Genomic DNA, 13,006 nt, shown 5'->3' with positions numbered 1-13,006 from the left:
TGATCCATCCCTATGCTCAACGACTCTCAACTGGCACACTTATCACCGGACGAGCGACGCCAACTGCTTGCACGGCTGCTGCGCAAAGAGATCGATACACCACAATCGTTTCCGCTGTCTTTTGCGCAGCAGCGCATGTGGTTCCTCGAACAGTTCGAGCCGAATGGATCGCTCTATAACATCGCTGCCGCCGTCCGGCTCAGCGGAGCGTTGAGCATCGGCGCGCTCGAACACAGCATCAACGAGGTCATCCGCCGCCATGAGGCGCTGCGCACAACCTTTATCAGCGAGCGCGGCGTGCCGGCTCAGGTAATCAACGGCGCGCAGCCGATCGAGGTGCCGATCATCGCGCTGGATGATTGCCCGCAGGAGCAGCAGGCGGCCCAGGTGCAGCGTCTGGCGACCGAGGAGGCGCTGCGTCCGTTCGCGCTGGATCGCGCGCCGCTGCTGCGCGCTGTGATGCTGCAGCTCGGCGAGACGGAGCATATCCTGCTGCTCACCGTCCATCATATCGCCGCCGATCTCTGGTCGCTCGGCGTGCTCGTCAAAGAGCTGGCCGCGCTCTACGACGCACATGTCGCCGGACAACCGGCGGGGCTGGCTCCGCTGAGGGTTCAGTATCGCGACTTTGCGCGCTGGCAGCGGAAGCGCCTGCAAGGCCCCTTGCTGGAAGAACAGCTCGCCTACTGGAAGCGTCAGCTCGCGGATACTCCGGCCTACCTTGCGCTGCCGACCGACCGCCCGCGACCGACCGTGCAGACGGTCTGGGGCAGCCGCGTGTCGCGCCTCGTACCCGCCGCGCTGATCGAGGCGCTCAACGAGCTGAGCCGCCGCGAGGGTGCTACGCTGTTCATGACGCTGCTGACCGCCTTCAAGATCGTACTTGCGCGCTACAGCGGCCAGACCGACATCCTGGTCGGCTCGCCGATCGCCAATCGCACCCGCGCGGAGATCGAAGGGCTGATTGGCTTTTTCGTCAACACGCTGGTCCTGCGCACCGACCTGTCGGGCAATCCGACCTTCCGCGAGCTGCTCAAGCGGGTGCGCGAGGCTGCGCTTGGAGCATACGCGCATCAGGATGTGCCGTTCGAGCGGCTGGTCGAGGAGCTTCAGCCCGAACGGAACCTGAGCCACAATCCGATCTTTCAGGTAATGTTTAGCCTGGAAAATGCGCCGCTGCCGCCCTTGAGGCTCTCCGGCCTGACGCTGGAGATGCTCGATGTTCAGACGGGAACCACCAAGTTCGATCTGACGCTGTTTGCGATCCCCGACGCCCACGGCATGCGGATCGTGGCCGAGTATCGCACCGATCTTTTCGACGCGGCGACGATCGAGCGCTTCCTGGCGCACTATCACCACCTGCTGGCGTACGTCGCGGAGCATCCGGCCTGCTCGATCGCGGACCTGCCGCTGCTCTCGAACGCCGAGCGCGATCGGCTGCTGTTCGACTGGAACGCGACGCAGGTCGATTACCCGCGCGATGCATGTCTTCATCATCTGTTTGAAGCTCAGGCGCGGCGGACGCCTGACGCGGTTGCGGTCGTCGATCAGCACCAGCGCCTGACGTATGCCGAGCTGAACAGCCAGGCCAACCGGCTGGCGCATCGTCTGCGCGCGCTTGGCGTCGGCGGGTGCCCTCAGGGCGAGACGCAGGTGGGCGTGTATCTCGATCGCTCCGTCACGATGATCGTCGCGCTGCTGGCGATTCTGAAAGCGGACGGCGTGTATGTGCCGCTCGATCTGCGCTATCCGCGAGAGCGCCTGGGCGTTGTGTTACACGATGCTCGTCCGGCCCTGCTGCTGACGTCGTCATCGCTGGCGCAGAAGCTCCCCGCCTACCACGGCGCGATCATGTGTCTCGACGCCGACTGGGATCAGGAAGCCTACGATGGGCGAGCGGCCCAGGTAAGCAGCGGCTGCGCAGACCATCTGGCCTACGTGATGTACACCTCAGGCTCGACCGGCGTGCCCAAGGGCGTGTGCATTCCGCATCGCGGCGTCGTGCGGCTGGTGATGGGCAGCTCGTTCGTGCACTTTGGGCCAGACGAGGTCTTTCTTCAGTTCGCGCCGATCGCGTTCGATGCCTCGACATTCGAGATCTGGGGCTGTCTCCTCCACGGCGGTCGGCTGGTCATGTTTGGCGAGCAGCACACCGGGCTGGATGAGCTAGCCCAGGCGCTACGGCAGCATCAGGTGACGACGCTCTGGCTGACGGCGGGGCTGTTCCACCAGATGGTCGAGGGCCAGATTCACGGCCTCCAGTCCGTCCGTCAGCTTCTCGCGGGCGGCGATGTGCTGCATCCGGCGCATGTGCGGCGGGTCCTGCGAGAAGTCCAGCCCGAACGTCTGGTCAACGGCTACGGCCCGACCGAAAGTACCACGTTCGCCTGCTGCCATGTGATCACCGCCTCCGAACAGGTCGGCTATGATGTCTCGATCGGTCGGCCAATCGCGAACACCACCGTCTACCTGCTCGACTCGCGCTTGCAGCCGGTGCCGGTGGGCGTGCCGGGCGAGCTGTATATCGGCGGCGACGGCCTGGCGCGGGGCTATCTCCACCAGCCGACGCTCACGGCGGAGCGCTTCGTGCCCCACCCGTTCAGTCAGGCCGGGTACCCTCAGGGTGGCGCGCGGCTGTACCGCACCGGCGATCTGGCGCGCTATCGGCCTGACGGCACGATCGAGTTCCTGGGCCGCATCGATCGACAGGTCAAAGTGCGCGGCTTTCGGGTCGAGCCGAGCGAGATCGAGGCGATCCTCAGCCAGCATCCGGCAGTGCAGAGCGCGACGGTCATCGCGCGCGATGATCTCCAGACGGGTGCTCTTGGGGCGAAGCGGCTGGTCGCGTACGTCGTGCCGGAGGCGGCGTATCAATCCGACGCCGACCAGGGATTGGAGCAGACCTGGCAGCAGGAGCAGGTGACATACTGGCAGACCACGTTCGACAACGCCTACTCCGACGTGTCGCTCAGCGACAATCCGGCGTTCAACATCAGCGGGTGGAACAGCAGCTACACCGGCCTGCCGATCCCCGCCCACGAGATGCAGGCGTGGGTCGACGCGACAACCGCGCAGATCATGGCGCTGCGGCCACGCCGGGTGTACGAGATCGGCTGTGGAACCGGCCTGCTCCTGTTTCAGATCGCGCCGCGCTGTGAGCGCTATGTCGCCACCGATTTTTCCCCGATCGCCCTGGATTATATTCGGCAGCACATGAGCCTACCGGCCTACCACCTGCCCCAGGTCCAACTCCATCAGGCGGCGGCGGATGAGGTGGTGCTCGGCGATGAGCAGCCGTTCGACGTGGTGATCCTGAACTCGATCATTCAATATTTCCCAAGCAGCACCTACCTGCTGCGGGTCGTAGAGCGTGCCCTGGAGCTTGCCGGGGCGGGCGGGGCGATCTTTATCGGCGATGTGCGGAACTTCTGGCTGCTTGAGGCGTTTCACACCTCGGTCCAGCTCTTCCAGGCAGACGACGCGCTGACCACGGCTCAGCTTCGGCAGCGGATTCAGAAGCGCATCGCCCAGGAGCAGGAGCTGACCGTCGCTCCCGAATTCTTCCTGTCGTTGCCGGAGCGCTTCCCGCAAATCAGCCATGTCCAGATCCAGCCCCAGCGCAGCCCGTTCCATAACGAGATGTCGCGCTTTCGCTATCAGGCCGTGCTGTTCGTCGGCGACAGGCCAGCCTTAGCCCCGGCGGCAGCGTGGCTGGATTGGGAGGAGCGGCAGCTCAGCGTGTCGGATCTCCGCGCGCTCCTCCGCGACACTGCGCCTGAGAGCCTCGGCATCGGCGGCGTTCCCAATGCCCGGCTGCAACATGCGCTGAGCGCGTCCCAACTGCTGGATGAGGAGCAGCCGCCGGAGACGGTCGGCGCGCTCAGGCAGGCATTGGACGAGCATGGCCTGCTGCCGGGCATCGACCCTGAGGAATGTTGGAGCCTGGGCGAGCACCTGCCGTACCGGATCGACATCAGCGGGGCACGCTGCGGCGCGGATGGTCGCTACGATGTCCTTTTCCGGCGGTGCGAGGCCGACCAGGAGCGCGAGGCGCTGCCACTGGCCGCATTTCCGGCTCCCGCCGTCCATCGTCAGGATCGGCTGAGCTATACCAACCATCCCTTCCGGGGCAGATTGGCGCGGGCGCTCATTCCTGAGCTGCGCGCGTTTCTCGCGGACGTGCTGCCGGAATACATGCTGCCGTCGACGATGATGCTGCTGGATACGCTGCCGCTCACGCCCAACGGCAAAGTCGACCTCAAGGCGCTGCCCGCGCCCGACCAGATTCGACCGGACATGGAGCAGGAATTCTTAGCGCCGCGCTCACAGGTCGAGCAGCAGTTGGCTGAGATCTGGTCGCAGGTGCTCGGCGTTGAGCAGGTGGGCGTCCACGATAACTTCTTTGAGCTTGGCGGCGACTCGATTTTGAGCATTCAGATTATCGCGCGGGCCAAACAGCTTGGCCTCGACATCACACCCAAGCTGATCTTCCAGCATCAGACGATCGCGGAGCTTGCGGCGATCGTCGAGACAGCGCCCGCGCGCGGCCCGCTGCACGAAGTGGATACCGGGCCGCTGCCGCTCACGCCGGTCCAGCACTGGTTCTTTGAGCAGCGCCTCGCGCAGCCCGATCACTGGAATCAGGCGGTGCTGCTTGAGCCGCAAGCCCCATTCCATGCGCCGTATGTGCAGCGTGTCGTTGAGCAACTCGTAGTGCAGCACGACGCGCTGCGGCTGCGCTTTGTGCCGCAGGCCGATACGATCCAGGCGCAGGTCGATCCGGCACGTGAGCAGATCCCGCTCACGCACATCGATCTCTCGGTCTATCCTGCGGCGGAGCAGGACGCGCGGCTGACGAGCGTGGCAGGCGAGCTTCAGGCCAGCCTGAGCATCGCCGCAGGGCCGCTGGTGCGCGCCGCGCTCTTTGAGCTTGGCGCGGAGCGTGGATCGAGGCTGCTGATCGTGATTCATCATCTGGCCGTCGATGGGATCTCGTGGCGCATCCTGCTGGACGACTTCAACACGGCCTATCAGCAGATCAGCGCGGGCGCGGCAGTGGCGCTGCCCGCAAAAACCACCTCCTTTCACCAGTGGGCGCGCCTGCTCGACGACTACACGCAGACTCCCGCAGTTCAGCAGGAGCTCGCGTACTGGCGCGCGGCGATCCCGGCGGCGGTGCCGCGCCTGCCAACTGATATTCCAGCCAGCGCGGACGAGAACACGGTCGCCTCAGCGCACACGGTGACGGTCGCGCTCGACTCCGCTGCGACTCACGCGCTGCTGCACGAGGTCGGACAGGCGTACCGCACCCAGATCAACGATCTGCTGCTGACGGCGCTGGTGCAGGCATGTGTGCCGTGGACCGGAGCGCAGACTTTGCTGTTCGATCTCGAAGGTCATGGCCGTGAAGATCTGTTTGAGGGCGTCGATCTGAGCCGTACGGTCGGCTGGTTTACGACGATCTTTCCCGTCTGTTTGCGCCTCGATCCGACGCTCGACGTTGGAGCATCGCTGCAAGCGATCAAGGAGCAGCTTCGGACGATCCCGCAGCGCGGCCTGGGCTACGGCCTGCTGCGCTATCTCTGTCGGACATCCGCCCAGGAGCTTGCTCAGCTTCCGCAGGCCGAGATCAGCTTCAACTACATGGGCCAGCTCGATCAGGTCCTGGCGGGCAGCTTCACGCTTGCCTCCGAGTCAACCGGGCCGTCGCGCGCTCCCGCCGGACGCCGACGCTACCTCATCGAGATCAACAGCAGCGTCATCGACGGCGCGCTGCGGATCGAGTGGACCTACAGCACACGCATCCATCGCCAGGCCACGATCGAAGCGCTCGCGCAACGATTTGTGGACGCATTGCGCGCGCTGATCGCCCACTGCCTGTCGCCGGCTGCCGGAGGCTACACGCCCTCCGACTTTCCGCTGGCAGGTCTGGACATGCAGGAGCTTGCCGCGCTCTCCGATCTGCTCGATGGAGCGTAGCGCGCCTCGGACGGAGGACGCTACGCCGGTCGGGAGCACGCAGCCGTTCAACCAGTACCAGCCAGCGATTGCGAGGATACCCATGCAAGCAGGCAGCCCGTCGCTCAGCCTCAACAACCTTTACCGGCCAGAGATCCTGGCGAATCCCTACAGCTTCTACCAGCGGCTGCGCTCCGAAGCGCCGATCCACTGGGATGGCTACCTGCACGGCTGGGTGCTGACACGCTATGCTGATGTGGTCGCGTGTCTCCCCGACCGCCGCATCTCGGCGGATCGCACGGTATCGCTGATGGACCGGATGCCGCCGGAGCAGCGCGCGGCGCTGCGGCGCCTGTTCGAGGTGAATGCCCGGCAACTGGCCTTTCTCGATCCGCCCGATCATACCGTTATCCGCCGCATCCTCAATCCGGTCTTTACGCTGGAGGCGGTCGCGGCACTGCGTGAGCGTATCCAGAGCATCGTCGACCAGCTCCTCGCCCGATCGCAATCCGGCGGCAGGCTCGATCTGGTCCGCGATCTCGCCGACCCGCTGCCCGCGCTGGTGATCGCCGAACTGGTCGGGATTCCGTTTCAGGATCTCCAGCAGCTTCGAGCGTGGTACGACGAGTCCTTCAACCTGCTGGGCGCGTCGATCACGCAGGCGCAGCTCGATCGGGCGCTCAAGACCTTCGACACGATGCTCGGCTACTTTCGGACGATGCTGGCACGGCTTCAGCAGCGGCCACAGCCAAGCCTGCTGGGCATGCTCGTGAGCGGCCAGGATGTGCGGGCGTTTAGCGAGGACGAGCTATTCGCGCAATGTCAGCTCTTTCTCGACGCGGGCCACGGGCCGCCAGCGAGCATCCTTGCCAGTAGCATCTGGCTGCTCCTCCAGCACCCGGATCAGCTCCGGCGGCTGCGCGACGATCCGGCGCTGGTCGGGAGTGCCCTTGAGGAATGCCTGCGCTATGAAAGCCCGGTCCAGCTCGTGATCCGTCGCGCGCAGGAAGACGTGCCGGTCGACGGTGTGCAGATCCGCCAGGGCGACCTCGTGTACCTCATGCTGGGCGCTGCCAACCACGATCCGGCGCGCTTTGCCGAGCCTGAGCGCTTCGACATTGGCCGCGATCCGAATCCGCACCTAGCGTTCGGCTATGCGCGGCATCGCTGTATCGGCCAGTGGCTCGCCCGGCTGGAAGGCGAGATCGTCCTCACGACGCTGCTGCAACGGCTACCGACCATGCGCCTGGGGACTGATGCTGCCGTCTGGCAAAAGACGCTGGCGCTGCGTGGGCTTGCCGCGCTGCCGGTTGTGATCTAAGGGGATCTTGGACGTGACACATATGAAACGTGACAACATCGAAGACATCTATCCCTTATCGCCGGTGCAGCAGGGCATGCTCTTCCATACGGTCTACGAGCCAGCGTCGAGCATCTATGTCGAGCAATTCGTCTGCACCTTGTTCGGCGCGCTGGATACAGCGCGGCTGCGGCTGGCCTGGCAGCGCGTGCTCGACCGTCATGCCGCGCTGCGGACGGTCTTCGTCTGGGAAGGCGTCAAGCAGCCGCTCCAGATCGTACGGCGGGAGGCCACGCTGCCCTGGCAGGAGTACGACTGGCGAGACATGCCCGCTGCCGAGCAGCTACGGCGGCTGGAAGCCGTCATGCAGCAGGATCGCAGCCAGCCGTTTGTGCTGCCGCACGCGCCGCTGATGCGCCTGACCGTGATTCGGATGGCCGAGCATGACTATCAGCTGATCTGGTCGTTTCACCATCTGGTGCTGGATGGCTGGTGCCTGCCGCTGATCATGCGCGAGCTGCTGGCCTGCTACGACGCGCTGTGTCACAGCCGCGAGCCGCATCTGCCGCCGATTCAGCCCTACCGAACGTACATCGGCTGGTTGCAGCAGCAGGATATGGAGCGCGCGCGGCGCTTCTGGCAGCAGGCGCTAGAGGGCTTCCAGCCTCACCCGCTGCTCGTCGGCGACCAGCCATCGGTGGACGCTCCGGCCAGCCAGCCGACGCTTGCAACGGAGCAGCTCCAGGTGTCGCCGGAGGTGCTGTCCAGGCTTGAGTCGTTCGTCACGACCTATCAGGTCACGCTCAATACACTGATCCAGGGCGCGTGGGCGCTGCTGCTCAGCCGCTACAGCGGCGAGGCGGATAGTGTCTTTGGCATGGTCGTGTCGGGACGGCCACCGGCGCTGCCGGGCGTCGAGACGATGATCGGAGTCTTCATCAACACGCTGCCGTTCCGCGTGCGTATTCCAGCCGCAGCGCTCTGCCTGCCATGGCTGAAGCAGATCCAGCATCGGCAGGTGGAGATCCGGCAGTACGAGTACACGCCGCTCGTCGACATTCAGCGCTGGCACGGCATACCGGCAGGACAATCGCTCTTTGAGAGCATTATCGCGTTCGAGAACTATCCGGCGGCTGCCGAGCTCTGGCCGTCGAGCAGCACGATCCGCATCGATCACCTGCGCTTCGATGAGCAGACGAACTATCCGCTGGCGCTGATCGTGACGCCCGGCGGAGCGCTCTCGCTGCGGCTGGTCTACGATCGGCGCAGGTTCGACGCGGCGCTGGTCGCCCGCATGCTCGATCAGCTCCAGACGATCCTCCGGGGCATCGCCACGCAGCCGCACCAGCGCCTGGCCCAGATCCCCTATCTCAGCGATGCCGAGCGGCACCAGATGCTCATCGCGTGGAACGCGCAGCGCGTGGACTACGACCGGCGCTGCTGCCTGCATCACCTGTTCGAGGCGCAGGCGCTGCGCACGCCCGACGCCGTGGCCGTGATCTGCGGAGACGAGCGGCTGACCTACGATGTATTGAATGCGCGCGCCAACCAGCTTGCCTGGTATCTGCGGCAGCGCGGCATCGCTCCCGACATGCGCGTCGGGATCTGCATGGAGCGCTCATCGAGCATGGTAGTGGGCCTGCTTGGTATTCTCAAAGCCGGTGCCGCGTACGTGCCGCTTGACCCGGCCTATCCCCAGGAGCGTCTGCGGCTGATGCTCGACGACGCGCAGGTCGAGGCGGTGATCACCGAGCAGCCGCTTGTGGAGCGGCTGTCGGCGACAGCGGTGTTTGTGCTGTGCCTGGATACCAGCCAGGAGATCGTGTCGGCCTATCCTCGGACCAACCCTGCGGCTGCGATCGATGCCGCGCACCTGGCCTATGTGATCTACACGTCGGGCTCCACCGGACGGCCCAAGGGCGTCGCGATTACTCACCGCAGCGCGGTCGCGCTGATGGCCTGGGCCAAGACCGTCTTTTCGCCGCACGAACTGGCAGGCGTGCTGGCAGGCACATCGATCTGCTTCGATCTTTCGGTCTTTGAGCTCTTCGTCCCGCTGAGCTGCGGCGGTACGGCGATCATCGCGGAGACGCCGCTGCACGTGCCTGAGACAAGCGCCGCGATCACCCTGCTCAACACGGTCCCTTCCGCGATTGCCGAGCTGGTTCGCACGGAGCGGCTGCCCGCATCGGTACGCACGGTCAATCTCGCGGGCGAGCCGCTGCATAGCACGCTGGTCCGGCAGCTCTATGCCATCCCGACGATCGAGCGGGTCTATAACCTGTATGGCCCGACTGAGGACACGACCTACTCGACCGGGACGCTGCTGCCCAGAGACGCAGCGCGCGAGCCGTCGATCGGCTATCCGATCGCCAATACGCAGGCCCACGTGCTCGCCGCCGACATGCAGCCGGTGCCGATCGGCGTGCCCGGCGATCTCTATCTTGGCGGCGATGGCCTGGCGCGGGGCTACCTCAATCAGCCCGCGCTGACCGCCGAGAAGTTCGTGCCCGATCCGTTCAGCCAGACCGGGGACCCTCAGGGTGGCGCGCGGCTTTACAGGACGGGCGACCTGGCGCGCTACCGCGCTGACGGCAGCATCGAGTTTCTAGGCCGCGCCGATCAGCAGGTCAAGCTGCGCGGCTATCGCATCGAGCTGGGCGAGATCGAGGCCGCGCTGCGGCAGCATCCGGCGGTACAGGACGGCGTGGTCGCGATCCGGCAGGACGAGCGCGGCGATCGGCTGCTGGTCGCCTACATCGTCGCGCGCGGCGAGCAGCGGATCACCGGCGGCGAACTTCAGTCGTTTCTGCGTGCCAGGCTTCCGATCTACATGCTGCCCAACCATGTGATGCAGCTCGACCAGTTGCCGCTGACGCCCAACGGCAAAGTTGACCGCCGCGCGCTGCCGCCGCTGGAAGGAAGCCCGCGTTCGCAGGAGCGCCCGGCGCTGGCACCCTTTACGATGCTTGAGGAGACGATCGCGACGATCTGGGCGGGTGTGCTCTCCGTCGCGCCGATCAGCGCCGAGGCTAGCTTCTTTGAGCTAGGCGGCCACTCGCTCCTGGCGACGCAGGTGATCGCCCGCGTGCGCGATCTCTTTAAGATCGACCTGCCGGTCCGCACGCTTTTTGAATTTCCGAGCCTGCGCGCGTTTACGCAGCGGGTCGAGGCGGCGCAGCAGGCCAAAAGCGGCCACCTGCCACCGGCGCTGGTGCCGCTCCCACGCGACGGCGATCTGCCGCTGTCGTACGCGCAGCAGCGCCTGTGGTTCCTCGATCAGCTCTTTCCGGGCAACCCCATGTATAACGTTCCGTTTGCGGTGCGGCTTTCGGGGCCGCTCCAGATCGACGCGCTGCGGCAGAGCCTCAACGCCCTGATCCAGCGCCACGAGTCGCTGAGAACGACGTTTACCGCCGTCCACGGGCGTCCGCATCAGGTGATTGCGCCGGTCCTCGATCTGGAGGTGCCGCTGATCGACCTCCGCGATCTTCCGGCGGCTCAGCATGAGTCGGAAGTAGCCCGCCGCGCGACGCATGAGGCGCGGCAGCCATTTGATCTCCAGCGCGGCCCGCTGCTGCGCTACACGGTGCTCCAGCCCGGAGACTCGGCCTATGTGCTGCTGCTGACGTTTCACCATATCATCATCGATGGCTGGTCGTTGAGCGTCTTCACCCGCGAGCTTTCCACACTCTACAACTATTTTCTCGATCACGATCGCGATCACGCGCCGCTGCCGCTCGCGCCGCTGCTGATCCAGTATGCCGACTTCGCGATCTGGCAGCGCGACTGGCTGCGTGACGCCGTGCTTGAGTCGCATCTGGCCTTCTGGAAACAAACGCTGGCCGGGCTGCCGCTCGATGATCTGCCGGGCGATCGACCGCGACCATCCGCGCCGACCTTTGCGGGCGCGCGGCAACCATTCGAGATCTCGGCAGAGCTGAGCGCTGCCCTGACGCGCCTCGGCCAGCAGAGCCAGGCGACGCTGTTTATGACGCTCACGGCAGCCTGGCTCTGCGTGCTGCACCAGCACACACGCTCCTCCGATCTGACGATCTGCACCGACACCGCCAACCGGCTCCAGGCGCAGACGGAAGACCTGATCGGGTTTTTTGTAAACCAGCTCGTCTTGCGCGTTAACCTCGTGGGCGATCCGACCTTTCGAGAGCTGTTGCAGCGCGTGCGCGAAAGCATGCTCAGCGCCTACGCCCATCAGGAGCTTCCGTTCGAGTATCTGGTCAAGGAAGTCCTGCCGAAGCGTGACACAACGTTCTTGCCGCTGACCCAGGTCAAGATCGTGCTCCAGACCGCCGCGATGCCCCAGTTGAGCCTCGCGGGAATCACCGCCGAGCCGCTCGTCGTCGATACGGCCACGACGAAGTTCGATCTGCTGCTGAATATCCTGCCGCGAGACGGCTCCTTGTCGGGCTCGCTTGAATATAGCACCGAGCTGTTCGAGAGCACCACCATTCGTCGCCTGCTCAATCATTTCCAGACCGTCATCACCGCGATCACGGCTCGTCCCGACAGCACGGTCAGCGCGCTGACGACGATGCTGGATCAGGCCGTGGCAGAAGAGCGCAGCCAGGCGCGGCAGGCGCTCTCCTCGGCAAACCTTCAGCGACTCCGCGCTCGTCGGCAGCAGGGCGCGCACCAACCACCAGCGAAAGGATATGAAGAGGTATGACCGACTCCGGCAATCCAAAGCGCAGCCTGGGCTCGCTGAGCGCGATCAAGCGTAAGACCATCACCACATCGAGCGAATCGCTCGTGCGGATGGAGCCGCTGAGCGGCGCGTCGCAGCTTCCGCTCGTGGTGCAGCCCGCGATCGACAAGCTGAACCTGATCGAGTGGATTCAGAATAGCCGATCCTTGATCGAGGACAAGCTCGCGCTGCATGGCGGTATTTTATTCCGCAGTTTCGACCATATGCAGACGCTTGAGCAGTTCAACCAGTTCATCACGGCGGTCGGCGGCGCGCCGATGGAATACCATGAGGGCGCATCGCCGCGTACGAAGCTGAGCGACAACATCTACACCTCGACCGACTACCCGGCCTATCAGCGCATTTTCTTGCACAACGAGCTGGCGTATCGGCATAGCTTCCCGACCAACATTTTCTTTCTCTGCCTGAAGCCAGCCGAGCAGCAGGGAGAAACGCCGATCGCCGATATGCGCCGGGTCTATCAACGGCTCGATCCCAGGATTCGCGAGAAGTTCATGGAAAAGGGCTGGATGCTGGTCCGCAACTTCGGCGATGGCTTCGGGCTACCGTGGCAGGAGGTCTTTCATACCACCGATAAAGCCGAAGTCGAGCGCTACTGCCAGCAGGTCGGCACGCAGGTGGAGTGGCGCGAGCGGGGCCGCCTGCGCACGCGGCAGGTCTGCCGAGCCGTGGCGAAACATCCACGCACGCAGGAGCTAGTCTGGTTCAACCACGCGACCTTCTTCCATATCTCGACGCTTGAGCCGACGATCCGCGAGGCGCTGCTGATCGAGTATGGCGAAGATGATCTACCGACCAACACCTATTACGGCGACGGCTCGCCGATCGAGCCTGAGGTGCTCGACGAGCTGCGCGCGATTCACGAGCAAGAGACGATCGCCTTTCCGTGGCAGCAGGGCGATCTGCTGATGCTGGATAACCTGCTGGTGGCGCATGGACGCGCGCCCTATAGCGGCCCGCGTAAAGTGGTTGTGGGCATGTCCGCTCCCTGTAGCTGGGACGATGTCGCGATTTCGTGAGGG

At 64.9% G+C, this 13,006-nt stretch carries 4 protein-coding genes; all 4 read left to right on the top strand.

All coding sequences use genetic code 11. The annotated features are described in order from the left end of the window. The first annotated feature begins 12 nt into the window (after positions 1–12). The 4 genes from VFZ66_06550 to VFZ66_06535 all read left to right on the top strand — a co-directional run bounded on the left by VFZ66_06550 (position 13) and on the right by VFZ66_06535 (position 13,003). Entirely contained in the window at positions 13–5,979 is a 5,967-nt protein-coding gene (locus tag VFZ66_06550) for an amino acid adenylation domain-containing protein (GenBank protein HEX6288832.1), read from the top strand. An 82-nt stretch (positions 5,980–6,061) separates the two neighbouring features. Further along, complete coding sequence (locus tag VFZ66_06545; GenBank protein HEX6288831.1) at positions 6,062–7,279, top strand: cytochrome P450; 1,218 nt, start codon at positions 6,062–6,064, stop codon at positions 7,277–7,279. Between the two features lie 22 nt (positions 7,280–7,301). Continuing rightward, complete coding sequence (locus tag VFZ66_06540; GenBank protein ID HEX6288830.1) at positions 7,302–11,945, top strand: amino acid adenylation domain-containing protein; 4,644 nt, start codon at positions 7,302–7,304, stop codon at positions 11,943–11,945. Beyond that, positions 11,942–13,003, top strand: coding sequence for a TauD/TfdA family dioxygenase (locus VFZ66_06535; GenBank protein ID HEX6288829.1), 1,062 nt, complete (start codon positions 11,942–11,944; stop codon positions 13,001–13,003). The genes VFZ66_06540 and VFZ66_06535 overlap by 4 nt, the downstream gene beginning before the upstream one ends. The last annotated feature ends 3 nt before the right edge of the window (positions 13,004–13,006 follow it).

The organism is Herpetosiphonaceae bacterium (assembly GCA_036374795.1).
GTDB lineage: Bacteria > Chloroflexota > Chloroflexia > Chloroflexales > Kallotenuaceae > LB3-1.
The sequence above is the reverse complement of the archived record's forward strand: the minus strand, read 5'-3'. Positions and strand labels throughout refer to the sequence as shown.

Bases quoted from the DNA above. Each gene is read 5' to 3' on its own strand.
- VFZ66_06550 (HEX6288832.1), top strand. From the start codon at position 13: ATGCTCAACGACTCTCAACTGGCACACTTATCACCGGACGAGCGACGC.
- VFZ66_06545 (HEX6288831.1), top strand. From the start codon at position 6,062: ATGCAAGCAGGCAGCCCGTCGCTCAGCCTCAACAACCTTTACCGGCCA.
- VFZ66_06535 (HEX6288829.1), top strand. From the start codon at position 11,942: ATGACCGACTCCGGCAATCCAAAGCGCAGCCTGGGCTCGCTGAGCGCG.
- VFZ66_06540 (HEX6288830.1), top strand. From the start codon at position 7,302: ATGAAACGTGACAACATCGAAGACATCTATCCCTTATCGCCGGTGCAG.